General features: G+C 68.7%; 20 protein-coding genes and 1 tRNA gene. 14 read left to right on the top strand and 7 right to left on the bottom strand.

Features of this window, described 5'->3' with window-relative positions:
* Positions 1–51: 51 nt before the first annotated feature.
* Positions 52–879, bottom strand: a complete 828-nt coding sequence (locus tag ACIBK6_RS04460) for a glycerophosphodiester phosphodiesterase (protein ID WP_399048707.1) — start codon at positions 877–879, stop codon at positions 52–54.
* Positions 880–1,250: 371 nt separating this feature from the next.
* On the opposite strand from ACIBK6_RS04460, the gene ACIBK6_RS04455 reads away from it, so the two are divergent.
* From ACIBK6_RS04455 to ACIBK6_RS04440, 4 genes are all read left to right on the top strand, one after another.
* Positions 1,251–2,897, top strand: coding sequence for a trypsin-like peptidase domain-containing protein (locus ACIBK6_RS04455; RefSeq protein WP_399048706.1), 1,647 nt, complete (start codon positions 1,251–1,253; stop codon positions 2,895–2,897).
* A gap of 50 nt (positions 2,898–2,947) precedes the next feature.
* A tRNA-Ser gene (locus ACIBK6_RS04450) sits at positions 2,948–3,037 on the top strand.
* 304 nt (positions 3,038–3,341) lie between these two features.
* Entirely contained in the window at positions 3,342–3,695 is a 354-nt protein-coding gene (locus tag ACIBK6_RS04445; protein ID WP_399048705.1) for a hypothetical protein, read from the top strand.
* A 32-nt stretch (positions 3,696–3,727) separates the two neighbouring features.
* Entirely contained in the window at positions 3,728–5,698 is a 1,971-nt protein-coding gene (locus tag ACIBK6_RS04440; protein ID WP_399049299.1) for an NACHT domain-containing protein, read from the top strand.
* A gap of 156 nt (positions 5,699–5,854) precedes the next feature.
* Here the strand turns inward: ACIBK6_RS04440 and ACIBK6_RS04435 are convergent, their stop codons facing one another.
* The 3 genes from ACIBK6_RS04435 to ACIBK6_RS04425 form a co-directional block, all read right to left on the bottom strand.
* Entirely contained in the window at positions 5,855–6,499 is a 645-nt protein-coding gene (locus ACIBK6_RS04435; RefSeq protein WP_399048704.1) for a hypothetical protein, read from the bottom strand.
* A gap of 428 nt (positions 6,500–6,927) precedes the next feature.
* A complete protein-coding gene (locus ACIBK6_RS04430) occupies positions 6,928–7,131 on the bottom strand; it encodes a DUF397 domain-containing protein (protein ID WP_399048702.1) in 204 nt (67 codons plus the stop codon).
* A complete protein-coding gene (locus ACIBK6_RS04425) occupies positions 7,128–7,982 on the bottom strand; it encodes a helix-turn-helix domain-containing protein (protein WP_399048700.1) in 855 nt (284 codons plus the stop codon). Before ACIBK6_RS04425 ends, ACIBK6_RS04430 begins: the two co-directional genes overlap by 4 nt.
* A 1,799-nt stretch (positions 7,983–9,781) precedes the next feature.
* On the opposite strand from ACIBK6_RS04425, the gene ACIBK6_RS04420 reads away from it, so the two are divergent.
* Positions 9,782–10,906 (top strand): hypothetical protein, encoded by a 1,125-nt coding sequence (locus tag ACIBK6_RS04420; protein ID WP_399048698.1) that lies wholly within the window; start codon positions 9,782–9,784, stop codon positions 10,904–10,906.
* A 103-nt stretch (positions 10,907–11,009) separates the two neighbouring features.
* On the opposite strand, the gene ACIBK6_RS04415 is transcribed toward ACIBK6_RS04420, so the two are convergent.
* Positions 11,010–12,227, bottom strand: a complete 1,218-nt coding sequence (locus tag ACIBK6_RS04415; RefSeq protein ID WP_399048696.1) for an alpha/beta hydrolase family protein — start codon at positions 12,225–12,227, stop codon at positions 11,010–11,012.
* Positions 12,228–12,555: 328 nt separating this feature from the next.
* Between ACIBK6_RS04415 and ACIBK6_RS04410 the strand changes: the two genes are divergently transcribed.
* Positions 12,556–13,416: a helix-turn-helix domain-containing protein gene (locus tag ACIBK6_RS04410; protein WP_399048694.1), complete on the top strand. Its 861-nt coding sequence runs from the start codon at positions 12,556–12,558 to the stop codon at positions 13,414–13,416.
* Positions 13,417–13,754: 338 nt separating this feature from the next.
* Here ACIBK6_RS04410 and ACIBK6_RS04405 read toward each other — a convergent pair whose 3' ends face one another.
* Positions 13,755–14,840: a DUF2690 domain-containing protein gene (locus ACIBK6_RS04405; protein WP_399048693.1), complete on the bottom strand. Its 1,086-nt coding sequence runs from the start codon at positions 14,838–14,840 to the stop codon at positions 13,755–13,757.
* A 217-nt stretch (positions 14,841–15,057) separates the two neighbouring features.
* Positions 15,058–15,921, bottom strand: a complete 864-nt coding sequence (locus ACIBK6_RS04400) for a bifunctional DNA primase/polymerase (RefSeq protein WP_399048690.1) — start codon at positions 15,919–15,921, stop codon at positions 15,058–15,060.
* 509 nt (positions 15,922–16,430) lie between these two features.
* On the opposite strand from ACIBK6_RS04400, the gene ACIBK6_RS04395 reads away from it, so the two are divergent.
* The 8 genes from ACIBK6_RS04395 to ACIBK6_RS04360 all read left to right on the top strand — a co-directional run bounded on the left by ACIBK6_RS04395 (position 16,431) and on the right by ACIBK6_RS04360 (position 23,839).
* Complete coding sequence (locus ACIBK6_RS04395; RefSeq protein ID WP_399048688.1) at positions 16,431–16,742, top strand: hypothetical protein; 312 nt, start codon at positions 16,431–16,433, stop codon at positions 16,740–16,742.
* A 285-nt stretch (positions 16,743–17,027) separates the two neighbouring features.
* Positions 17,028–18,209, top strand: coding sequence for an acyl-CoA dehydrogenase family protein (locus tag ACIBK6_RS04390; protein WP_399048686.1), 1,182 nt, complete (start codon positions 17,028–17,030; stop codon positions 18,207–18,209).
* A complete protein-coding gene (locus tag ACIBK6_RS04385) occupies positions 18,206–19,171 on the top strand; it encodes a bifunctional MaoC family dehydratase N-terminal/OB-fold nucleic acid binding domain-containing protein (protein ID WP_399048684.1) in 966 nt (321 codons plus the stop codon). The genes ACIBK6_RS04390 and ACIBK6_RS04385 overlap by 4 nt, the downstream gene beginning before the upstream one ends.
* Positions 19,171–20,343: an acyl-CoA dehydrogenase family protein gene (locus ACIBK6_RS04380; protein ID WP_399048682.1), complete on the top strand. Its 1,173-nt coding sequence runs from the start codon at positions 19,171–19,173 to the stop codon at positions 20,341–20,343. Before ACIBK6_RS04385 ends, ACIBK6_RS04380 begins: the two co-directional genes overlap by 1 nt.
* Positions 20,340–20,813, top strand: coding sequence for a MaoC family dehydratase (locus ACIBK6_RS04375; RefSeq protein WP_399048680.1), 474 nt, complete (start codon positions 20,340–20,342; stop codon positions 20,811–20,813). The genes ACIBK6_RS04380 and ACIBK6_RS04375 overlap by 4 nt, the downstream gene beginning before the upstream one ends.
* On the top strand, positions 20,810–21,976 hold the full coding sequence (locus ACIBK6_RS04370; RefSeq protein ID WP_399048678.1) for a lipid-transfer protein: 1,167 nt from the start codon (positions 20,810–20,812) through the stop codon (positions 21,974–21,976). The genes ACIBK6_RS04375 and ACIBK6_RS04370 overlap by 4 nt, the downstream gene beginning before the upstream one ends.
* Before the next feature lie 157 nt (positions 21,977–22,133).
* A complete protein-coding gene (locus tag ACIBK6_RS04365) occupies positions 22,134–22,964 on the top strand; it encodes a DUF1906 domain-containing protein (RefSeq protein ID WP_399048676.1) in 831 nt (276 codons plus the stop codon).
* A 329-nt stretch (positions 22,965–23,293) separates the two neighbouring features.
* Entirely contained in the window at positions 23,294–23,839 is a 546-nt protein-coding gene (locus tag ACIBK6_RS04360) for a SigE family RNA polymerase sigma factor (RefSeq protein ID WP_399048674.1), read from the top strand.
* Positions 23,840–23,888: the final 49 nt, after the last annotated feature.

The following is a 23,888-nucleotide window of genomic DNA, read 5'->3' as shown; positions in this document are numbered from 1 at the left end:
GTCACGATCGAATACGGAGCGAACGCGCCGGTGCACTCCCTGTAATGGCCCTTACATGCGGCCCAGTTGGGACAGAACCTGTTTCGGGCGGTTGGTGATGATTGCTTCCACGCCGAGGCTTACGCACAGATCGACGTCCTCGGGTTCGTTCACCGTCCAGACGTGCACACGGTGCCCCGCGCGGTGCAGCCGCTCGATGTAGGCGGGGTGGTTGCGCACGATCCGCATCCCCGGACCGGCGATCCGCGCCCCGGCGGGCAGCCGCCCGTCGCGCAGCCGCGGGGACAGGAACTGCATCAGGTAGACGGTCGGGATGTCGGGCGCCGCCGCGGCCACCCGGTGCAGGGAGCGCGCGGAGAAACTCATGATGCGGACCGGGGAGGTTTCACCGGCCGGCGGCGGCTCAGTGAGGCCGAACCTCTTGAGGAGGTGCAGCAGCCGCTCCTCGACCTGACCGGCCCAGCGGGTGGGGTGCTTGGTCTCGATGGCCAGCTCGACCCGGCGCCCGGCATCGGCGACGAGTTCGAGCAGCCGCTCCAGGGTCAGTACGGAGGTGAACTCGCGGTCCCCCCAGTCCGGGCTCTCCTCGCTGTCCTTCCAGGAGCCGAAGTCGAGCGCGGCGAGCGCGGACAGTTCCAGCGTGGACACCGCGCCACGGCCGTTGGAGGTGCGGTTGACGCGCCGGTCGTGGACGCACACGAGGTGTCCGTCGGCGGTGAGCCGGACATCGCACTCCAGGGCGTCGGCCCCGTCCTCGATCGCCTTCACGTACGCGGCGAGAGTGTGCTCGGGGGCGTCCTCGGAGGCTCCTCGATGAGCCACCACCTGGATGCGGTCGCGGTCTGGGGTGTGCGGGCTGTGCTGCCGTGCTTGGGTCACCGCGTCATCGTGCCACCGCTGGGACACAGGTTGGCGCGCCAGGGCGTGTCCGGCGGATTCTGGTCGCCCGCCGGCGGGCGGCGCTCCGTGGGTGCTGGTCGGCGTGCCGGGCCGCCGTGTCCCGGCCGTGATCCGCCGGACACGCCTTAATACACAGCTCCTGCTTACAGTGGCCTGACGTGCGATGGGAAAAGCTGAGCGGTGTCATTCGCACCGTGCGGGGTCCGATGTCAGACCCCTGGCGCACCATTGTTGTTGCCGAGGCCCCGCGCCGACGCCCGACAGCAACGCCGAGCACCATCCGCACGACGCCGGTCAGTCCGCCCGACCGTCCGTCCCCAAGACCGAGTGGAAACCGAGGAGAGCAAGCTGTGAGCACCGAGAACGAGGGCACCGCGGTCCCGGCCGTCCCGCCTGCCCCGTCGTCTGCACCTGCTGCACCTCCCGCCCCCGCCGCTCCCCCGGCCGCGCCTTCGGATGCCGCGCCCGCCGCTTCGGACGCCGCGCCTTCTTCCGCGGACGCAGCACCCGCCGCCGAGGCCCCTGCCCCCTCGAACGCCGCGCCCGCCGAGGCTCCGGCTGCCGCGTCCCGCGAGGCCGAGAGCACCCTCGTCCACGAAGCCGTACCGCAGTCGGCCTCGACGGCCCCCGAGCCCGGCGCGGAGCCGGTCACCGCCCAGCTGCCCGCGACCCCGGCCGCGTCGGCGCAGCAGTACCCGCAGGCACACCCGCACGCGTACGCGGCTCACGAGTCGGCGCCCCCTCAGCAGGGCGGCGCCGGCTGGCCGCCGCCCCCGCCCGCGCTCCCCTCCTACGGAGGCGGCGACGGGGGCAGCGGCGGCGAGCCGTGGGGCGCCCCGCAGCCCCCGGCCCCGCGCAAGCGGGGCGGCGGCCTGATCGCCGCGGTGGTCGCGGCCGCCCTGGTGGCCGGCGGCATCGGCGGAGCCATCGGTTACTTCGCCGCGGACCGGGACAGCAACAGCTCGGGCTCCACCACAGTGGCGTCCTCCGACACCCCGAAGGAATTCAAGCGCGACCCGGGCACGGTGGCGGCGGTCGCCGCCAACTCGCTGCCCAGCGTGGTGACGATCGAGGCCCAGGCCAGCGACGGCGAGGGCGGCACGGGCACCGGCTTCATCTACGACAAGGAAGGCCACATCCTCACGAACAACCACGTGGTGGCCTCCGCGGCCAGCGGCGGCAAGCTGACCGCGACCTTCTCCAACGGCAAGAAGTACGACGCCGAAGTGGTGGGCCGCGCGCAGGGCTACGACGTGGCCGTCGTCAAGCTGAAGAACGCCCCGGCCAACCTGAAGCCGCTGTCCCTGGGCGACTCCGACAAGGTCGCGGTCGGCGACACGACGATCGCGATCGGCGCGCCCTTCGGCCTCTCCAACACGGTGACCACCGGCATCATCAGCGCCAAGAACCGCCCGGTGGCCTCCAGCGACGGCCAGAACTCCAAAGCCTCGTACATGAGCGCCCTGCAGACCGACGCGTCGATCAACCCGGGCAACTCGGGCGGCCCGCTGATCAGTTCGGCCGGCGCGGTCATCGGCATCAACTCGGCGATCCAGTCGGCGGGCACGGGCGGCATGGGCGGCCAGTCCCAGGCCGGCTCGATCGGCCTCGGCTTCGCCATCCCGATCAACCAGGCGAAGAACGTCGCGGAGCAGCTCATCAAGACCGGCACACCGGTCTACCCGGTGATCGGCGCCTCGGTGGGCATCCAGCAGGGCGGCGGCGTCACCGGCAGCGGCGACGGTGCCCAGATCTCCCCGCAGGGCACCGCGAGCCAGCAACCGATCACCCCGGGCGGCCCGGCGGACAAGGCGGGCCTGAAGCCGGGCGACGTCATCACCAAGTTCGGCGACACGGTCATCGACAGCGGCCCGACGCTGATCAGCGAGATCTGGACGTACAAGCCGGGCGAGCAGGTCCCCCTGACCTACAAGCGGGGCGGCAAGGAGACCACGGTCACGATCACCCTCGGGGAACGCAAGGGCGACAGCAACTGACCCGCAGCCGGTAGGCTGTAGCCGCTTCCGCCGCTGGTCGGCGGGGCATGGGTGGGTTGCCCGAGCGGCCTAAGGGAACGGTCTTGAAAACCGTCGTGGCAGCGATGTCACCGTGGGTTCAAATCCCACACCCACCGCCAGGTCAGAGAAGCAGCAGGTCAGAAGGGGCGCCCCTCACACTAGGGGCGCCCCTGCCTCACGATCTCTGTCTCACCATGAGCCACCCCTGGGTCGCTTTGGACCATCGTGTGTGGACCAGGAGTGAACCGGGATCCGGCCTCGTGGCGCGGTAGACAAGCTTCTTGCATCATGGCAAGGGCGCGCCCCGCTCCCCACTACCCCTCACGTACGAGCGCGCTTGGTGGGAAAATCAGTTTGGCTGCATTCCAAGTGCATTCCCTCGTAGAGTGTGACGGAACAAATGTGGTCTACGGGGGAGGGCGCATGGATCTTGCCACTTTGGCTGATGCCGCAGCAGCCGCATACGTCACCGGCGTAGCTGGACATGCTGCAGCGGGTACAGATGGTGCAATTCGAGCGCGTTTCGGGCAGCTTCGCAGGTACCTTGCTTCGCGTTCGATTGGTGAAGTAGAGCTTGAGGGTGAAGACGAGGCTGTGCTGTCTTCCAGCATCCTGAGGTTGCTGGAAGCGGATCCTAGTAGCGCCTCTGAGCTTGAGGAGATCCTGAAAGGGATTTCCGATTCAACGAAGATCGAAGGCGCAGGAACTGTTTACGGCAACGTAACGCTCCGAGGCAAGTATGTAGCAGGGCGAGACATCAGGTTTGACGGACGTTGATCCGGCATTTGATACCCAAGGCATGGGCACAAATGCGGGCTAGGGGTGCGCGTACTACGTTTGGCGACGTCGACATCTCCGGCTATTTTGCTGCGGGCCGAGACGTGAATGTGCGCAGGCTTACTGTGACCGAGGCGGTATTGGGTAAATCGGATGTTCGTATCCGAAAAAGAATGCTCACGAAGGTACTGCCCGCATGGCTGAACGAGGGAGATTACTGGGACGGAGAGGACAAAGTAGAGTTCTCCGTCGCGGCAGAGTTCAGTACTGATCACGTTAGCTACCAGCGGCCAGCGCTGGATCCCATTAGTAGGCGCAATGCTGTTAAGCAATGGGCCAGTGTAGATATAGGTCAAGCGCTAGATGCATCTTCTGGGAGGCTACTGGTTCTCGGTGAATCTGGGTCTGGAAAAACTCGGAGCCTTCATCAGGTGACGCGTCTCGCCATTGACCGAGCGCTCCAGGATGATCAGAACCCGATTCCTCTTTATCTCCATTTATCTGACTGGTCAGGCTCGCGTAAAGACGTGAGAAATTGGATTGCGTATTCAATTCGAGAGAACTATGGAATTCTTCCTGGTCTGCTCGCGCAATGGCTCGATCGTGCCGAAGTGATGTTGATTCTCGATGGGTTAGATGAACTGCGGTTGCGTGAACGACGTGAATGCATTTCTGCGATCAATCGTTTCGTTTCAGACTACCCGGTGGTTCAGCTGGTTGTAGCCTGCCGCTTTAGCGAATATCGAGACACGGGGAGAAAGTTAAGCCTTAAAGCCTCCTTGTTGATCGAGCGAATCAACGAACGCGAGATCTTCGAAGTAATTAACAGGTCGGCGGGCGCGTTGGCTGGTCTGGGCCAAGCTCTGAGTAAGGATAGGAAGCTTCGAGACCTCCTCCGTAACCCCTTGTTTCTCCGCTTGGCCGTCTCTCTCTATCGAGAGGGTGGTGATGTCGATCTATCCGGTTCTGCGGATAGGCGGAAGGCGCTGCTAGCTGCATACGTTGACTACGCTGAGCGCAGAATGGCGCGCAACGGCGTCCATCCTGAGCGCTGGCTTTACTACATGGCGTGTGCCCTTCGAGGCCAGCAGAGAGTCACATTTTGCCCGGACCGTCAGGCGGTCGAATTTCTGCCCCTGCGGTTCAAGGGACTTGCGGAACGGCGAATCCTGCTAATAGCGAGCCTACTCGTGGCTGTGCCATCTCTTGTGCTGCGGGGGGTCATGATTCTGTTGGCGTCAGACTCGCCAACTAAGCCGATGTATTTGGCCATTACTCTCATGCTTCCCCTGAGTTATGGATACCTGGCATGGCGAGTGGTTAAGGACGACCTGTGGGCTCCCCTTGTTGGGCGGCGAATTTCCGTCGTTAAGGGGTTGCAGCGGTTTGCGAAGCGATCAGTCATTGTTTGCTTAGTGGAGGGGGGTGCTGCGTGGTCGCTCGTCTCCTCGGGTGCCGCAGATGGCGCGATGGGTGGTGTTGCGCTCCTTCTGATGGTGGGGATCGCCATGTGGCCGGCACTTCAAATGGCGCGCGAATCGGATACTTCCGACCCGAGTGAGATCCCAGAGCGGATAGGTGGCGAGATTCGCAGCCTGGTACGTGCGACTGTTGTCGTAGCGCTTCTCGTGACGGGCTCTATGTATATCACGCTGACCATTATCTTCGAGGCGCTGAACCCTGTCTCCGCAATCGGTGATGGTTTGCTCTATTCCCCAACATTGAATGCTTTCTTCTTCGTGGTCCCGGTTGCTTTCATTGCGGCACTTCGTAATGGCGGCGTTGATCTGATTCGACGAGATCAATGCCGCCGGATTATGACCCGCTTTGGGTATTTATCAAGAGTCCACAAGAGGGCGCTTGAGGAAGTTAGGAAATCGTCACTAGTGGTTCCAAGGCGTGGTGCGCTGGAATTTAGACATGCGTTAATCAGGGATCATCTCGCGGACCGATTTGGCGAAGAAGTGACCCTACTTTCTTTTGTTCCTGTTCGGATTGATTGACCGGAATTCTGGTGGGCTTCGTCGGCTCGGAGTCTTTCTTGGAAGACTCCCGCAGGGTGTGCATCACTGAGCGACTGCCCACGCAAATATGTCGCCCCAGCGATTTTCGCTGGGGCGACATCGTCCATAGTTGCGAAGTGGCGTTCCCTGGTCCGCTCACTCCTCGTCTTCGGCCTCCAGGGCCCGTTCGATCTGCTGGTTGTTGTGGTGTTGGGTACGTTGGATCGCTTTGGCGTAGAAGCGGAACAGCACGGCGATGCTGTGGCCAGCGCGGCGGGCGACTTCGGCCGAGGAGACGCCGGACTCAAGCCAGAGGGAGACGCACGTGGCTCGGAGTCCATAGGGGACCTCGGCCAGGGGGGTCTCGACTTCCTGCTTGGTGAGGACTGCCCGGCGTGCAGCCTTCCAGATGTCGCCGTACTCCTTGCTTATGAGGCCGCCGCCGCGGGCAGCGCGGAAGAGCCGGCCATCCTCGGCCGTGCCGAACTCCGAGATGTGGTCGCGGATCAGACGGACCGGGACCGGCGGGATCGGTACTTCGCGGGTGGCCTTCCGGGCACGCTTCTTGAGGCCTCGGGAGTCGTAGGACTCCCCCAAGTCGGTCCAGCCGGAGCCCACGCGCGGGGAGCTGGACGACAGGACGACTGGCCCCAGCCTTCCTCGGGCAGCGTGAAGTCCGACTCGCGGAGCCCCCACGGCTTCGCCGGGGCGGGTGGCTGCGTAGTAGAGGCACCCGAAGAACGCCTTGAGGTGCCGACCACGGTCGTTCTGCTCACGCACGGCGTCGATCAGCTGCGGCAATGCCGCCGCTCTGCTCCATGTCTCCGCCACCGCCGCGCGACGACCCCACCGCTCGCGCCGCAAATGCCCAAAGACCGGGCCAGCCGGACCCGCAAGCAACCCCACCAGCCAGCAACCGACCCGCCCGGCCAGAGGCAGCAGGCGCACCGATGCCGAGCACCGCGACGAGCGCCAAGCCCCGCAGCAGCGTGCCGGCCGAATCCGCGGTGACCACCAGGCGCCAGCCGAGGCCCAAGCCAAAGGCAGGGTGGCACAGGCCCGCTGTGGTGCGGGTGGGCACACGTGGCGGGTGATCGTCACAGTGCGGGAGCGTCGTGGCTGACTTGTGGGGGTGACCGTCAGAGCAGGAACAACACCTGCCCCAGTCTCCGGACACACGAAACCCCGCCGCTCTGAAGGGGGAGAAGTGGCGGGGCTCAGGGTTGAAGCTAGGCGCCTTCGCGAGCCAGCTCGACCAGGCCCGCGAAGGCCGAGTGGGAGAGCAGAAGGACCGGGCTGTCGTCCATCTTGCTGTCACGGACGGGGACGACGGCCAGACCGTCTACGATTTCCACGCACGCCCCGCCCTCACCGTTGCTGTAACTGGACTTGCGCCACACGGCGGTGCGCAGATCCGGGGTTGAGCTGTTCATTGCTTGTACTCCCTAGCCACCGATTCGATTAGATCCAGCGACGCGTCCGGCGACAGAGCGGCGGCGCAGGTCAGATGGTAAGACAGTTGGCAGGCGTCCACATGATCTGGCCGTTCCAGGGAGAGGCCACCGTGAGGACCCTCCATGTAGGCGAGCGGCGGAGCGTCCTCGAAATGCATGATGATCAACTGGCCAGCAAGCAGCGGGTGGGCGCCCGCCTTGGTCTCCAGGATCTGCACGACAGCTCTATGGTCACGCACCGTTTCAGCAAGATGGTTGAGCTGTTCCCCCATGACCACGGACGTGCCGATGGGGCGCTGTAGCGCTACCTCGTCAACGACGACCAGGAGGCGAGGGGCATTGGGTCCATCCAGGACCTTCGCCCGCTTCATTCGCTTGGCAACCAGCTCTGCGACCTTGTCCCCGCTTAGGAAGGGGTTCTGCTTCCGCGTGATCTCCTCGGCGTACTCGGGTGTCTGAAGGAGACCCGGAAAGAGCTGGCCTCCGTACCAGTCGATGCGGCGCGCGCGGGGCTCTAGGTCCGCGATGGCAGCGAAGTACTCCGCGAGGTCCGTGCTTGGGCGGTCCGTGTTCATCGCCAGGCGGTAGACCACCATCAGGTGACCCCCGGCCTCCAGGGCGTTGTCCAGGTGCTCGACCATCGGCGCTTCAGGGCGGCGGATGCCCGTCTCGAACTGGCTCAGGAGCCCAGGGGAGATGTGGACCAACGCGGCCAGGTACGACGCCTTCCACCCATCAGGCTTCTTCGCCTGGCGCAGTCGTCTGATCTCGCTACCCAAGAACTTCCAAGGGTTCTCCTCGGGGGTGAGCTCTCTTTCAGTGAACGCCATGGGGGTGAATCTCCTGTTTACCGGCAGGTGTAAACACGGGGTCTCTTCCGAGACTACCCAGGTTGGGACAACTCTGGTCCACGTAAGGACAGTTGAAACCGACAGGTCTTGACAGGCCCGGGAAGGGCGAAGCATGGCGGCCCCGGAGACGCAGAACCCCAGCACCCCCGAACTCCCCACGCGAGCAGGAGCGGATCGGTCCCGCCGGACGACGGAGTGGTATCCCCCGTGGACCAGCGATGTGCTGAAACGAGCCCTGAGCGCACTGAAGGGTCAGGGCCGATGAACGGAGTTCGTCAGTTCGTGTCCACCGTGGTAGGCGCGCTGGGAGCTGGTGGAGATCTCAGGGTCCGGTACGACGGTCCGGACCTGAGCCAGGGAAACGCTCTGAAGTGGCCCAAGTGCCAATGTGGTCACCCCAAGTGCCCCGACTACCAGCCGTCTGTCAGCGACTTGGCCGCCAGGGTGGCCGAGCGAAACCGCTGGAGCGAAAGGAAGCTGCGTTGACTTCCTGCCCTCAGTACGAACGGATCACGGCGGCACTGCGCGAAGCTGAGCGGTTTGGAGATCGGGCCGCAACGGCCTGGTGTCGTGCTCTGCTCCAGAGGCACGTCTCGCACGAGGGGTGCCGGTGCGGCAGACGGGCGCGGGCGGGAGTGACGTGATGTCGGAGGCGGTCGCGACACCTGACCCTTGGGCGAACATTGCGGCACAACTTCGCGTCATGAGTGAACAGGCCGAGATTGTGGCGCAGTTGACTGTGGGGAGCCCGTTGTGTGAATCCCTGGTCAAGGCCGCAGAAGAACACCAGCGAACTGAATCGCAACCCGTCAACGGCGCGGTGCGGCCACGTAATACCTCCCATGGCCTCGCTGGGTCGTAGGCGTCGCCCCACGGCTCAGCGGGAAGGCCCGTCCGGCTACCTCCTCTTTCGGCGGGACGGCAGGGGCCGGACGGGCGCCAACTAACTGTCAGGCGTGAGACATGGCACATGAGCGGTACTTCACGACGGACGGCCGCGAGGCGCGCGAGGAGGCCGGGCGCCGACAGCAGATCAACAGAGACTCCGCCCCTGCCAGACACACCCGAATCACCGTGACCCCACGCTCATTCGGGATCTGACAGGGGCGGGCACCCGCAACCCGCAAAACGAGAGATGAGGAGACCCGAAAATGGGATGCCCAAGGTGTGGAGCTGCGACGACGCAGGGACCGGGTGGAAGCTGGTCGTGCGGGAACTGTGGGTGGTCTTCCGGGGTCGCCCCACAGCCTGCCGGGTACGCTCCGGACTATGAGCTCATGGCCGCCGGAACTCGACCCACTACCCGATCCCGAGCCCGTGTTCACTCCGGAGATCACGGAGGCGGATTGCCGGAAGTGCGGCACTCGCGTGGCGGGACTCGATGGCCGCTACGCATGTGGTGTCTGCGGGTGGACCAATGACTGGTCCGAGGGGCATCGCCCGTTGCCCAGCGGTGAGGACGACCCCGACTATCCGGGGCCTGACGGACCCGGCAACCGCCTGACGCACTAGAACAAGCTCCGTCCGCGTGTGGGCCAGGGGGAGCGGATCCGGCGGTGTCCGGATCCGCTCTGTGGAGCGTCGCGTTCCGTGCCGCGACGGTGACAGGCAGGCGCCGCGCTGCCAGAGTGTGCGCGCACGCAACCTTTGCGGGCTTCCGGCCGGACCCGTCCCTGTTGTTGCCCAGTGCCCGCTTTCTGCGGTGCCGGGCTCCCGGAGCACGCCTCAGCATGCCCCGCCGGCGTCATGCCGGGCCGCGGGCCGGAGAGGGAAACTCAATGGGTTCATGGCAGTGGAACGATCAGCAGAGGCCCACCAGCGCGGTCGGTGTCAGGGCCACCATGGGCGCGGTCACCATGAAGGACGACCCGCAAGCCGCACAGCGGCCCTACGTCTTCGTACGCGGCCTCGACTCGAAGCTGCACGTCAACTGGTGGGACGGCAAGGCGTGGCACTGGAGCGCGCAGGGGGCACCCAGTGGGCGCAGCATCATCGAGAAGGTCGGCGCCGTCACGGTTCAGGACAATCCGAACGCGGCGCAGCGGCCGTACGCGTTCGTGATCGGTGACGACTCGAAGCTGTACGTGAACTGGTGGGACGGCGCCAAGTGGAACTGGAACGACCAGGGCGCGCCCAGCGGGCGCCTGGTCCGCGAGGGCGTCGGGGTCGTCACCGTCCAGGACAACCCCAACGCGGCGCAGCGCCCGTACGTCTTCGTCATCACCGACGACTTCCGGCTGTGGGTCAACTGGTGGGACGGCTCCCAGTGGAACTGGAGCGACCAGGGCGCGCCGCCGAGCCGCACCATCTCGCGTCCCCTCGGGGTCACCACCATGCGGGACAACCCGAACGCCTTCACCCGCCCGTACGCGTTCGTCATCACCGACGACTCCCGGGTCTGGGTCAACTGGTGGGACGGCTCGAAGTGGAACTGGAGCGACCAGGGCGCGCCGTCGGGGCAGCCGGTCAAGAAGGGCGCCGGCGTCATCAGCGTCCAGGACAATCCGAACGCGGCGGAGCGGCCGTACGTCTTCGTCCAGGGCTACGACTCGAAGCTCTACGTGAACTGGTGGGACGGCAAGGCGTGGCAGTGGAGCGCCCAGGGCACACCCAGCGGGCGGCTCATCCTTGACTCCGTCGGCACGATCACGATGAAGGACGATCCCAGCGCCTTCACCCGTCCCTACGTCTTCGTCATCGGCGACGACTCGAAGCTGTACGTGAACTGGTGGGACGGCGCCAAGTGGAACTGGGCGGCCCAGGGCACCCCCGCCGGCCGTGTCATCGAACGCCCCGGTGAAGCCATCACCGTCCAGGACAACAAGAACGCGACGCAGCGCCCCTACGCGTTCGTCATCACCGACGACTCCGACCCCTGGGTCAACTGGTGGTCCCTGCCGTAGCCATGGCCGCCAGGCGGGCCCCCGAGGGGACTCGGGAGGCCCGCTCCCCGGCCGGCCACCGCCGCGCTACGACCCCCGTCCATCGCGCGGCGGTGACCCGGTATCAGCCGGTCTTCGCCGATTCGTCGAAGAACCTGATGACCTGCGGAAGGGCCTGCCGTACCGATCCGCTGTGGTCGAAGTTGCCGAGGTTGGTCAGACGGGGGGCGGCGCCGTTCTTCGTCAACTGGTTCGCGCAGTACTCGGCGTGGGAGTAGTCGACGTCCTTGTCGCCCCGGCTGTGGAAGATCTGCACCGGTACGTCCGGCCGCCAATTGCAGGTGTTGTCCAGCGGGTTCAGCCTGCGCTTCAGGACTCCGGCGGGCTTGCGGATCTTGTCAAGGAACGCCTCGGTGAACAAGTCCTTCGAGGCCGGGGGCAGTTCGCTCACGATCTGGTCGGTGGTGTGATAGCCGTCGAAGAGGCCCTCCACCTTCTGGTCGTAGGGGGCGCGGAAGGCCTCGCCGGGTGAGCCGTAGAGGCCGTACATCCTGTTCCAGGCGGTGGCGAAGTAGGCGAGGTAGATCCCGGACTTGTCGATCTTGTCGTCGGCTGCCGCGGACTCGAAGGCGGAGAGGTGGAAGGGGCCGCTCACCGGGGCGAGCGCGCCAAGCCGGAAGTAGTGGTCGGCGCCCTCCTGCTGGAGTGCGCGGCCCACCATCATGGTCGCGGGCCCGCCCTGCGAGAACCCGCTGACCTGTACGTTCCGTTCCAGCTCGCGGCCGTTTTGGTGGGCGAAGGCGCGGGCCGCGCGCAGTCCGTCGACGGACGCGGCAACCGTGGCCCCGGGGTCGCCGTAGGGGTGGAAACCCTCGCCCGAACCGAGGCCCACGTAGTCGGGGGCCGAGACCGCCCGACCGGTCGACGCGAACAGCAGCGCGGTGAGCCGGTCCTCCGACGCCGGGTTCTCCGATGCGACGTCCTTGCGGTAGACGGTGGTGCCGTGCAGCCAGGAGACGGTGGGCAGGCGGCGTGCCGCGTTCTTGGGCAGCACGACGAGCTGGCTCGCGGTGGTGGCGGCGCCCGCACTGTCCGTGGTGCGGTAGGCGACCCGGTAGGCCGTCACACCGAAGCGGACCTGCGACGAGTCGATCTTCCCTTGGAGCTCTCCGGTCACTTCTCCCGGCGTCAGGTCGGCCACTCGCTCCGAGGAGACGATGGCGCCGCCGCGGGTCTGCGGGTGGTGGACTTCGGCCGCCGAGGCCGGAGCGTTCGCGGCGAGCACGCTGCCGAGGAGGGCCGTGCCGACGGCGATTCGGATCTGTGCCAGTTGTGAAGTCATGGATGGATCCTGGCCGTTGGCGGTATGGCATGGACATGGGGTGATCCCCCGAGCGGCGAGGGGGGACGCCCCCCCAGGGTTCCCTAGGGGCGACGGCCCGTCACGGTTCCCAGGGGCGACGCCTTCTCGGGGGTTCTCCGGGCGCGACGCTGCCGCCGGCGCCCGGCTCGCGCGCCATCCCCCCGACCCGCACGCGCCCGGTGTCTTCGCTGGTCAGGGTCGTGGGATGTCCCTTCGTGTCCCTGGGATGCGGGGAAGGCTGGTCCTTTGGCGAGGGTGGATCGACAGTGGGTCTTGTCCGGGGTGGTCCCGGGGCGAGGAGCTGTGGGTGAGAGGGCGAGCGGGCCGGGCCGGGAGTTGCGGGGGTGGCGGCGGGGGCAGGTTCTACGCGCTGCCGGATGTCCGGCTGCGGCCCGGGGTCGGCGCCTATCGCGGGTTCCGGCTGACCGGTGAGCGGCCGCAGGAGCGGCTGGTCGTGCCGAGCGGGCGGGTGTCGCTGCTCATCGGGTTCGGGGACGAGATACGCGTCGGCCAGGCCGGGCGGCACCCCGGAAAACCCGTCGTGCACACCTCACTGGTGTCCGGGCTGCACACCCGGGCCAGGGTGCTGGGGCATGCCGGGAGGCTGCACGGGATCGAGGTCACGCTGGCGCCCTGGGCCGCGCACCGGATGTTCGGGACCCCGCTGGGAGAGCTCGCGGACATCGTGACCGACCCGGGCGATGTGCTCGGCAAGCGCGTCGAAGGCCTCCGCGAGGTGTTGGCGACCGCGCCCGGCTGGCCCGAGCGGTTCGAACTGCTCGACCGCACCCTGCTCCGGTGGGCCGCCGACGCGGACCCCGCCCGGCGGCCGGAGGGCAGCGCGCGCGGCGCCTGGGAACTGCTCGTCCGCAGCTCGGGGACGCTCTCCGTCCAGGAACTCGCCGCCCGGAGCGGCTGGTCGGTGGGCCACCTGGAGACGCTGTTCCGGCGCGAGATCGGGCTCACGCCCAAGCGGGCCGCCCGGATCCTGCGGCTGCGCCGGGCGATCTGGCTGCTGACGACGGGAGTCAAGCCGGTCGATACCGCGATCGCGTGCGGTTTCTACGACCAATCGCATCTGAGCCGGGAGTTCACCGCGCTGACCGGTGTCACCCCGGGCCGCTTCCTGGCCGCCAAAGCCGACACCAGCGTATGGCTGGCGGGGTGAGCGACGTCCGCTTCCCGTTCTCGGCCGCGGAGCGATCCTTGCTCCCCGTCGTTCTTGGCCGCGTCAGGTTTGAACGCTCGCGCACCGCAAAGGCGAGCGCGCCCCGCCGCCGCACCACGATTTTGTCCAATACCCAATGGCGCGGGGGATGCCAGAGTTCCCTTTACGGGGACGGACTTCCCGTCCCGGCGAGTTGGTGGGGTCGTGCTCCCAGCTGATCAGGACGTGTCCGAAACCGGCAGGCGCACCGGAGGCTCCGCGGGGGGAGCCTTCGCTGCGTCCTGCCGGGACGGCGTACCGGCAGGACGGTGTACCGGCCCGGGTGTACGAGGCCCGGCTCAGTGCTCCTTGTCGGGGATGAAGCGGCCCGTGCAGTTCTCCACGCCGCCCTTGGGCAGGGACGCGCACACCCAGACGGCGCCGGATTTGGGTGCCGCGATCAGTGGCGTGTAGACGTCGCGGTCGTAGTGCACGACGTTGGCCGACGCGGCACCGTCCGAGTTGTTGACGACCACGGTGGCGCCGATCTCGGCGAACGAGATGCGGCCCCACGCCGCCGCGCAGGCCCGGCTGTAGCGCAGCTCGATCACGAGGTCCTTGGGGATGGAACCGGTGCGGACCGTGACCGCGTCGGCGCCGCAGTTCATCTTCTTCGGGTCCTTGCCCTCGCACTGCGTGCCGGTACAGCCCGCGGGCGGCCCCGCGACCAGCGACGGCTGCGGCTGGGCAGCGGCCTTCGCGTGGCCGAACAGGCCGGAGGAGAAGGCGATTCCGGCCGCCGCCGCGACAACCAGCGAGGCCAGCGCGGCGCCCCACAGGATGCGCCGCCGCCGAGTGCGCTGTGCGCGGGCCGGAACGTCCACGTCCACGTCAGTGTCCGCTTCGTCCCTGCCCGCTGCGTCCGCTCCGTCCGTCCCCGATCCGTCCGGGACACGTCCGGTGTCGATGACATCTGCCCCATCCGGAACATCCGCCGCGTTCGCGGTATCGGGAACAGCCGCCTCAGCTGGCGCATCCGCGATGTCCGTCGCCTGAGTCGCGTCCCCAGGGGCCGACGGGGCTGCCGGTGCAGACGAGGCCACCGGTGCGGACGGCCCGGACGGCCCGGACGGGTCCGACAGGGCCGACGGGGCCGCGACACCCTCCGCCGCGGCGGTAGCCGACGCCCCCGGCTCATTCGCCGCCGCACGTTCCCCGTTCGCCCGCTCCCAGAGTTCGAGCAGCGGGCCCGGGTCGCTGCCGCACAGCGCGGCGATGCTCTCGACGGCCGTACGTGGCGGGAACTGTTTGCCGTTCACCCATCGTTCCCACGACGACTTGGCGTAGTGGGTGTGCTGGCTGAGCCTGGCGAAGCTCAGTCCGGACCCCTGCTTCAAAGAGCGCAGCTCGACGGCCAGTTCCACGGCCGGCGCGGCAGATCGCACTTCTTCCGTACGGTCCACTCGGTCCCGCTTTCACCCCATGCGCTCATGCGCATGCCAATCCAACGCGCTCATCCTAAGGCGCTATTTGTGGCCAGAAATACATGTAGGGAGCAAGCTCAATCCGCCGCGCCTGGGGTGCCCGAACGTAACCCGGGGCGGGGTCACGACCCCCACCCGCCCGCTTCCGTACGCCGCACCGTCCCGCCTCCGTAAGCCCTCAGCGAGCCGCGGTCATCCGGGCCGCGGAGGCGATCGTCGCGCGGGCCTCGCGTTCGGTGAGCCCGGTCCGGATCGCGGCCGTGGTCAGCGCGTCGGCCAGCTCCTCGCCGATGCCGTTCTCGTACGCGCGGCAGGCCGCCCAGAACAGCCGGGTGTTGCGCTGGCCCTGGTGGGCGGCCTGGACGAACTGGACCAGGCCCTGGCCCTGGCGGCCGTCGTACTGCTGGGGGTGGTGTGGGCGCGCGGGGGGCGTGAGGAGGCCGAGGAGTGCGCGGGGGCAGGGGGCCGGGCCCAGGTGGGCGGTGCCGGGCGCGAGCCGGTAGACCCCCTGGCTGCTCAGCGAACCGGGCCCGACCAGATAGCCGCCGGCGCCCCGGATGTCGATGCCGGGGGCGAGGCGGCTCGCCGAGTTCGGCACGACCGCGTCGGGCGGCCCGGTCAGCCAGATGTGGCGGCCCCCGCTGGGCGTGATCACGACCACCGTCTCCGGGATGGTGAACAGGTGGCCCAGCGCCAGGTGTTGGAGCGCGGCGGTGGCATCGGCCGCCGGTGGCTTGGTGTCCAGGTCGATGCCGATGAGGTGGTGCGGGGGCCGGCCGCAGGCGATGCCGTAACCGGTGGCCCAGGGTGCGGCCGCGAACAGCGCGCGCACCGCGGCCGGGTCGGTGGTGGCGTCGTGCACCCCGTGCCCGGGGAGACCGCACTCGCCCCGGCAGGGCAGGGGCCGGGGGTCCGCGCGGTGCGGCGAGGGGAGCGCGGGGAGCTTGCTGCGGGACAGCGGGATGACGGGCAGCCCGCGCTCGGCGGCGGACAGCGCGTGGGCGAGGGCCAGGGTGGCGGTCTGCCGGTCGATGGTGGCCATGCCTCCATGTTCGTACGAATGTTCGAGAAAGGGAATCCCTTTCAGGGGTGGGCAGGGACGGGACCGGACCCTTCGGGGATGGGGCGGGCTCGCGTCAAGCGGGCCCCCCGGCTGGAGGGCCGCCCCCGGCCACCTCCTCGCCATCCCTCCGCCGTCCGCAGGGCAACCCGCCCACCACCCGCCCGCGAACCGCAAAGATTGGCCGAATGTGTGGTGAAACGGTTCTCCCCTTCGAGGGGAGCGGCTCCGGCGCCAAACTCGGTCCCCCGGACGGGATTTGGGTGCGCATTGAGGGTTTATCGACAAGTCCTCACGCTTGCGGGCGAAAGGTTCCCTCTTGCCGCGTTCGCCGGGGATTCGGTGGGCAATTCTGATCTCGCGACGTCGTCACAGCGTCCGAGGCGGTCGGCCAACTGCCTTGGAACAGGCCGTACTTACGGCTTGACCCGAGCCGAATTACTCGTACAAGCCCGTACAAGCCCGTACATCTGGTTCCTGGAGGAATTGACATGGCAAGCATCCGTACCGCCCGCGTCCTCGCCGCCGTTGCCGCGCTGCCTCTCGCCGCCGCTCTCTTCTCGGGTGTGGCCGCTGCCGACAACGGCGCGATCGCGGGCCACGGATCGAACGCGGCGGTCGCCACCGTCAGCGGTAGCGGGGTCGGCCACAACAACCGGGGCAATTCGTCCACCACACAGCAACAGGCCGTCGGCGCCGGCGCCACCAACCAGAGCAACACCGCCCAGGTGAACGGTTCCGCCTTTACGTCGATCAACCAGGGCAACGGGAACGTCGCCGTGAACTTCTCCCGCCTCTGGTGAGCCTCCGCCCCTGTTGCGGGGTCCGGTCCGAGGGGTGATCGGCGGCCCGGTCGGCGGTGCTTCGGCACTACCGGCCGGGCCGTCCGCATGCCCGCCGGACCCGAAGGAGCCGCCGGGGCGGCGCGGCCGCGCGCTCCCGGACTGCTCGGGCATTGACAGGGAGACCGCACCTGACGGACAGTCAGAAACCAGCGCGCGGCCATCCTTCCCCGGCGGTCGCAGATCTTCCCGCTCGTCTCCCCCGCCCCTCTGCCAGCCCGTCCGTACGCACGGAAGGCCCCCGTCGTGCACCTCGCCCCGACCGAGCGCCAGCAGCGTCTTCGCGCGGAACTCCGCACCTACTTCGCCCGGTTGATGCCGGACGGCCCGCCACTTGCCGCCAGTGCGGCCGAGCAGCGGGCGCTGCTGCGCCGCATCGGCGCCGACGGGCTGCTCGGGCTCGGCTGGCCCGTCGAGTACGGCGGTCGGGGGCGGGGTCCCGACGAGCAGTTCGTGTTCTTCGACGAGGCCTACCGGGCGGGCGCCCCGGTCTCGATGGTCACCCTGAACACGGTCGGCCCGACCCTGATGAAGTACGGGACCGCCGAGCAGAAGGCGTACTTCCTGCCCAGGATCCTCAGCGGCGACCTCGTGTTCGCCATCGGCTACAGCGAACCCGAGGCCGGCACCGACCTCGCCTCGCTCCGCACCAAGGCCGTACGCGATGAAGGGGGCGCAGGGGACGGCGAAGCCTGGTTGATCCACGGGCAGAAGGTCTTCACCTCCAACGCCCAGAACGCCGACTGGATCTGGCTCGCCTGCCGCACCGACCCCAACGCCCCCAAGCACAAAGGGATTTCGATCATCCTGGTGCCGACCGACGCGCCCGGGTTCTCCTGGACGCCGATCGAGACGGTCGGCGGCCTGACCACCACGGCGACGTACTACGACGGCATCCGGGTGCCCGCCGGGAACCTGGTCGGCGAGGAGAACGCGGGCTGGGGGCTGATCACCAACCAGCTCAACCACGAGCGGGTCGCGCTCGCCGCGATCGGCATGCAGGCCGAGGATTTCTACGAGGCCGCGCTCACCCGCGCCTGTACGCCCGATCCGGTGACCGGCGAGCGCCGTGTTGACCACCATTGGGTGAAAGCCAAGCTGGCCGAGACGCATGCCAGGCTGGCGGTGAATCGCCTGCTCAGCTGGCGTTTGGTGGGCGATGTGGGGGCCGGGAAGCTGGCGCCCGGAGACGCCAGCGGCGTGAAGTTCGCGGGAACGGAGTCCGCGGTCGAAACGTATCGAATGTGTCAGGAAATCGTGGGGGACGCGGGCCTGGTACGGGGTGGTTCGCCCGGCGCTTTCGGGGACGGAGAGCTGGAGCGGATGAACAGGGCGGCGCAGATCAACACGTTCGGGGGCGGGGTGAGCGAGGTGCAGCGGGAGATCGTCGCGACGATGCGGCTCGGGATGAAGCGGGGGAAGAGGTGAGCGGGGTGAACGAGGCGGATTTCCTTGGCCGGTTGAAGAAGTTCGAGGGGCAGCCGGCGGCGAGTGCCGGGGTCGGCAAGGACCTCGTCAACGAGCCGATGATCAGGCACTGGTGCGAGGCGATGGGCGACACCAATCCCGTGTACGCCGGGCCGGATGCCATAGCGCCGCCGACCATGCTCCAGGCGTGGACGATGGGCGGCCTCTCCGGGCACGGCGACGGCTCGGGCCGCACCTCCGGCTACGACGAGCTGTTCGAACTGCTCGACGGCGCCGGATACACCTCGGTGGTGGCGACGGACTGCGAGCAGGAGTACGTCCGCGATCTGCGGCCGGGCGACCGGATCACGTACGACGCGGTGATCGAGGCCGTGTCCGAGCGCAAGACCACCAAGCTGGGGACCGGGCACTTCATCACCACCAGGATGGACGTCCGGGCCGACGGGCACCTGGCGGGCACGCACCGCTTCCGAATTCTCAAGTACGCACCCGCGCAACGGAATTCGGGAGAACCGAGTGCGTCGCGGAAGGCGGCGGAAGGGAAGGGACAGGCGCCTCCCGAGGCCCTGCGCCCACGGCCCGTCGTCAACCGGGACAACGCCGGATTCTGGGCCGGCGTCGCCGAGCACCGGCTGCTCATCCAGCGCTGCGACGACTGCGCCGAGCTGCGGTTTCCCTGGCTGCCGGGCTGCCACGCCTGCGGGTCGGCGCGGTGGGGCGCCGTCGAGGCGAGCGGCAGCGGGACCGTCTTCTCGTACGTCGTGATGCACCACCCGCCCTTCCCTGCCTTCGACCCGCCCTATGCGGTGGGGCTGATCGAGCTGGCGGAAGGTGTGCGGATGATCAGCAATGTGGTCGGGGTGGCGGCGGACAAGGTACGGATCGGAATGCCGGTCCGGCTCGAATTCCTGCGTGTGGACGATGAGTTGGAGCTCCCTGTGTTCCGGGCGGAGGCAGCCTGATGGACTTCACGCCCACTGAGGAGCAGTCCGCCGTCGGCGAGCTCGCCCGGCAGATCTTGGGCGACCTGTCGACGCACGAGCGGCTCGCCGCGGCCGGTACGGGGACGGATGCCGAGCTGTGGAAGGCGCTGTGCGGGGCAGGTCTGCCCGCCGCCGTCGAGGAGGTCGGCCTCCTCGGCTTGGTGCTCGCCCTGGAGGAGCAGGGCAGGACCACGGCCCAGGTCCCGTTCGCAGCGAGCTGTGTCTACGGGATCCTCGCGATCACCGCACACGGCACGGCCCAACAGCGTGAACGGCTGCTGCCCGCGCTGCGCGACGGCATGGCGGTGGCGGCCGGCGCGTTCCCCGCGGCACGAGGGGGCGTACGGGCCACGGCCGAAGGCGAGTTGACCGGCCTCGTCCCGCTCGTTCCGTGGTTGCGGGACGCCACCCATGTCCTGGTCCCGGACGCGGGGCACGGGTTGTGGCTGGTGCGCACCGCCGATGCGCGGGCCGAGCCGGTGGAGACGACCGCACCCTGGTCGGCTGGGCGGCTCACGCTCAGCGGGACACCGGCCGAGCGGGTGGGCGGGCCGGACGCGTACGGGGATGTGCTGGCCACCGCCCGTACCGCGTTCGCCGGGCTGCAGGCGGGGGTGTGCGCGGGCTCGCTGGCCCGGGCGGTCCAGCACACCACGACCCGCGAGCAGTTCGGACGCCCGCTCTCCACCAACCAGGGCGTGCTGCTGCGGGCCGCCGATGCGTACATGGACGCCGAGGCGATACGGGTCACCTCGTACGAGGCGGCCTGGCGGCGGGACGAGGGGCTGCGGTACGGGACGCATGCCCTGACGGCGGCCTGGTGGGCATCCGAGGCGGGCACCCGCGTCGTACACGCGGGCCAGCACCTGCACGGCGGCCTCGGCGCGGACCTCGAACACCCCGTCCACCGGCACTTCCTGTGGGGGCGCCAACTCGACGCGTACCTGGGATGCGGGAGCGAACTCCTCGCGGAACTGGGCGAGTTGATCGTGGCGGAGAAGGAAGCGGAGAAGGCGGCGGAGGAGAACGCGGAGGAGAACGCGGGGAAAGACGCGGAGGCGGGCTCGGAGAAGGAAGCGGACACGGAAGCATCGGACAGGACGGCAGCGGAGAACAAGGGCGCGGAGATGGGGGAGGGGGTGGGGGCGTGAAGGTCGGAGACGAGTTGCCGGCGCTGGAGATCCCGGTCACCCGCACGCTGATCGTGGCCGGGGCGGTGGCCTCCCGCGACTACCAGGACGTGCACCATGACGCGGTGCTTGCCCGGGGAAAGGGGGCCCCGGACATCTTCATGAACATCCTGACCACCAACGGCCTGGTCGGGCGGTACATCACCGACCACTTCGGGCCCGCGGCCCGGCTGCGTTCGGTGAAGATACGGCTCGGCGCGCCCAACTACCCGGGGGACACCATGACGTTGACCGGCATGGTGACGGCCGTGGACGGAGAAGTCGCCGAGGTTCGGGTGACCGGGGCCAATGGGCTCGGCCACCACGTCACGGGCACCGTACGCGTGGCCGTACCCGAACCGCCCAGTACCCCCGGACCCTCCAGTCCCTCCGGACCCCCCAGTACCTCCAGCACACCCAACACCTCCGCGCTCCCGGGAGCCAAGTCATGAGCGTGCGCGGGGTCGACTCGCTCGGGGGGAAGGCGGCCATCGTGGGGATCGGGGCGACCGAGTTCTCCAAGGACTCGGGGCGCAGCGAGCTGAAGCTGGCGGTCGAGGCGGTGCGCGCGGCGCTCGACGACGCGGGGCTCGTGCCCGCCGATGTCGACGGCATGGTCACGTTCACCATGGACACCAGCCCGGAGATCACCGTGGCGCAGGCGGTGGGCATCGGCGAGCTGTCGTTCTTCTCGCGCATCCACTACGGGGGCGGCGCGGCCTGCGCGACGGTGCAGCAGGCGGCGCTCGCGGTCGCCACCGGGGTGGCCGAAGTGGTGGTCTGCTACCGGGCGTTCAACGAGCGCTCGGGGCGGCGGTTCGGGTCCGGGGTGCGGCACCGGGAGCCGTCGGCGGAGGGTGCGGCGCTCGGCTGGTCGCTTCCGTTCGGGCTGCTCACACCCGCGTCCTGGGTCGCCATGGCAGCTCAGCGTTATCTGCACACGTACAACCTGACGCCCGACGCGTTCGGCCATGTCGCCGTCACTGACCGCCGCCATGCCGCGAACAATCCGGCGGCGTACTTCTACGGCAAGCCGATCACCCTGGCCGACCATGCGGCATCGCGGTGGATCGTCGAGCCGCTGCGGCTCCTGGACTGCTGCCAGGAGACCGACGGCGGGCAGGCGATCGTCGTCACCACGGCAGAGCGGGCCAGGGATCTGCGGCAGCGACCCGCCGTGATCACCGCGGCCGCGCAGGGGGCCGGGCGCCGACAGGAGGGGATGACCAGTTTCTACCGGGACGGGCTGACCGGACTGCCCGAGATGGGTGTGGTCGCGCGACAGCTCTGGCGGACTTCGGGGCTCACACCCGCCGAGATCGATGTGGGGATCCTGTACGACCATTTCACGCCATTCGTGCTGATGCAGTTGGAGGAGTTCGGTTTCTGCACACCGGGTGAGGCGGCCGACTTCGTGGCGGCGGAGGCGCTGCCGCTCAATACACACGGGGGTCAGCTGGGGGAGGCGTATCTGCACGGCATGAACGGCATAGCTGAGGCGGTCCGCCAGCTCCGGGGCAGCTCGGTGAACCAGATACCCGACGCGGCCCACGTCCTGGTCACGGCGGGCACGGGCGTCCCGACCTCGGGACTGGTGCTGGGGCGGGACAGCTGAGATGCCGTCAGCGCGCGCTGCTTCGAGGCGGATTGGTCCCGGCGGGCTGCCCGTTCGGGGGTGGGGTACTGGCGCGGACGGCTGATCCTCTGCTCGGACGGCTGAGGTGGCGGGCCGAGCGGTGGCCGGTTCGGATGGGGGCACGTTCACTCGGCCCATGCGCCGTCTCAAGCTGACCCTCGCCTCTTCTGCCGCCGGCCTGCTCGCCCTCGTCACCCTGCTCGCCCCCTCCGCCGCCGCGGACGACGGGGAGGAGGAGCAGGAGGCGATGGCCGCCGCACCCTTCCGGGGTGCCGCCTTCGACACCTGCAAGGCGCCCTCGCTGGCCGCGATGCGGGCCTGGCGGAGTTCGTCCTACCGGGCCGTCGGCATCTACTACGCCGGGCGCGGCCGCAGCTGCCAGCCCCAGCGGAACCTCAGCAAGAGCTGGGTGACCGAGGTGCACCGGATGGGCTGGCAGGTGCTGCCCGTGTTCGTCGGCTCGCAGTCCCCGTGTGTCTACGCCCAGAACAAGAAGGGAGTCAGGATCGGCGGTCGGCCCGCGAAGCAGGGTGAGTCCGAGGGGGCCCAGGCCGTGCAGCAGGCCAGGGCGCTCGGCATCCTGGCGGGCAGTCCGCTCTACCTCGACCTGGAGGCGTACAACGCGGGCAACGCGTCGTGCGCCCGCACCACGCTCGACTTCGTGCGCGCCTGGAACCGGGAGGTGCGCGGGCGCGGATATACGCCGGGGTTCTACAGCAGCGCGGATTCGGGCGTGCGGCACATGGAGCGGGCCAGGCTGGCGGGGGTGGGCGATCTGCCGGAGGTGATCTGGTTCGCGCGCTGGCACAGCAGCCCCGCGCTGTACCAGGAGCAGTCCCTGCGCAAGGACGCCTGGCGGCACCGGCGCATCCACCAGTACGCGGGCGACGCCGCCGAGTCGCACGGCGGCCAGCGCCTGGTCGTCGACCGCAACGACGTGGACGCCCCGGTCGCCCGCATCGGCTGAGTCCTCTGAGCCTCTGGGTCTCTGAAGCCTCTGGGTCTCGGGGTCCTCGGTGGGAACGGGGTCCGGGCCGGGTGCGGCGCTCGGCCCGGACCAGGGCGGCCCCTGGCGGTGGCTCCGGGCGGGACCGGTCCGGGTGCGCTGTTCGCCCCAGCGGGCGGGCTCTCGTCCCAGCGGGCGGGCCCTTGTCCCGGTGGCTGAACCCCGAGGGGCGGGGATGCGTCCTCCACCTTCAGGAGGTGCAGTCAGCCCCACCCCTACAACCTGAGGCGGACACGGCTTCGGGACCTGGGGCCGATCCCCCGGGGTCCGACCGCTCATAGCGTGGAGTCATGACAACGCCCGTCTGCACCAGCGCCTCCCGAGCGGCGACGCCCTACCACGCGTACTCGTCGTTCTCGTCGTACGTCCGCGCCAGGGGCCCCGTGCTGCTGCGCACCGCGCGCTCGCTGACCGCGAACCCGAGCGATGCCGAGGACCTGTTGCAGACGGCGCTCACCAAGACGTACGTCGCCTGGGACCGGATCGAGGACCACCGGGCGCTCGACGGCTATGTGCGCCGCGCGCTGCTCAACACCCGCACCTCGCAGTGGCGCAAGCGCAAGGTCGACGAGTTCGCCTGTGACGAGCTGCCCGAGCCGGAGGTCGTGCCGGGGCCGGACCCGGCCGACCAGCAGGTCCTGCACGACGCGATGTGGCGGGCGGTCATGAAGCTGCCCGACCGCCAGCGGGCGATGGTCGTCCTGCGCTACTACGAGGACCTCAGCGAGGCGCAGACCGCCGAGGTGCTCGGGGTGTCGGTGGGCACCGTCAAGAGCGCGGTGTCGCGCGCGCTCGGCAAGCTCCGCGAGGACCCGGAGCTGGAGCCCATCCGGTGACGCATGGCGACGTACGGTGACGACCGGGACGGGGAAGAGGCGAGAAAGG

It is taken from the genome of Streptomyces sp. NPDC050485 (assembly GCF_044458185.1).
In the GTDB taxonomy this organism is placed as follows: Bacteria; Actinomycetota; Actinomycetes; order Streptomycetales; family Streptomycetaceae; genus Streptomyces.
The sequence above is the reverse complement of the archived record's forward strand: the minus strand, read 5'-3'. Positions and strand labels throughout refer to the sequence as shown.

Bases quoted from the DNA above. Each gene is read 5' to 3' on its own strand.
- ACIBK6_RS04420 (WP_399048698.1), top strand. From the start codon at position 9,782: ATGGGTTCATGGCAGTGGAACGATCAGCAGAGGCCCACCAGCGCGGTC.
- ACIBK6_RS04400 (WP_399048690.1), bottom strand. From the start codon at position 15,921: ATGGCCACCATCGACCGGCAGACCGCCACCCTGGCCCTCGCCCACGCG.
- ACIBK6_RS04430 (WP_399048702.1), bottom strand. From the start codon at position 7,131: ATGAACAGCTCAACCCCGGATCTGCGCACCGCCGTGTGGCGCAAGTCC.
- ACIBK6_RS04370 (WP_399048678.1), top strand. From the start codon at position 20,810: ATGAGCGTGCGCGGGGTCGACTCGCTCGGGGGGAAGGCGGCCATCGTG.
- ACIBK6_RS04365 (WP_399048676.1), top strand. From the start codon at position 22,134: ATGCGCCGTCTCAAGCTGACCCTCGCCTCTTCTGCCGCCGGCCTGCTC.
- ACIBK6_RS04440 (WP_399049299.1), top strand. From the start codon at position 3,728: ATGCGGGCTAGGGGTGCGCGTACTACGTTTGGCGACGTCGACATCTCC.
- ACIBK6_RS04360 (WP_399048674.1), top strand. From the start codon at position 23,294: ATGACAACGCCCGTCTGCACCAGCGCCTCCCGAGCGGCGACGCCCTAC.
- ACIBK6_RS04380 (WP_399048682.1), top strand. From the start codon at position 19,171: ATGGACTTCACGCCCACTGAGGAGCAGTCCGCCGTCGGCGAGCTCGCC.
- ACIBK6_RS04445 (WP_399048705.1), top strand. From the start codon at position 3,342: ATGGATCTTGCCACTTTGGCTGATGCCGCAGCAGCCGCATACGTCACC.
- ACIBK6_RS04395 (WP_399048688.1), top strand. From the start codon at position 16,431: ATGGCAAGCATCCGTACCGCCCGCGTCCTCGCCGCCGTTGCCGCGCTG.
- ACIBK6_RS04425 (WP_399048700.1), bottom strand. From the start codon at position 7,982: ATGGCGTTCACTGAAAGAGAGCTCACCCCCGAGGAGAACCCTTGGAAG.
- ACIBK6_RS04415 (WP_399048696.1), bottom strand. From the start codon at position 12,227: ATGACTTCACAACTGGCACAGATCCGAATCGCCGTCGGCACGGCCCTC.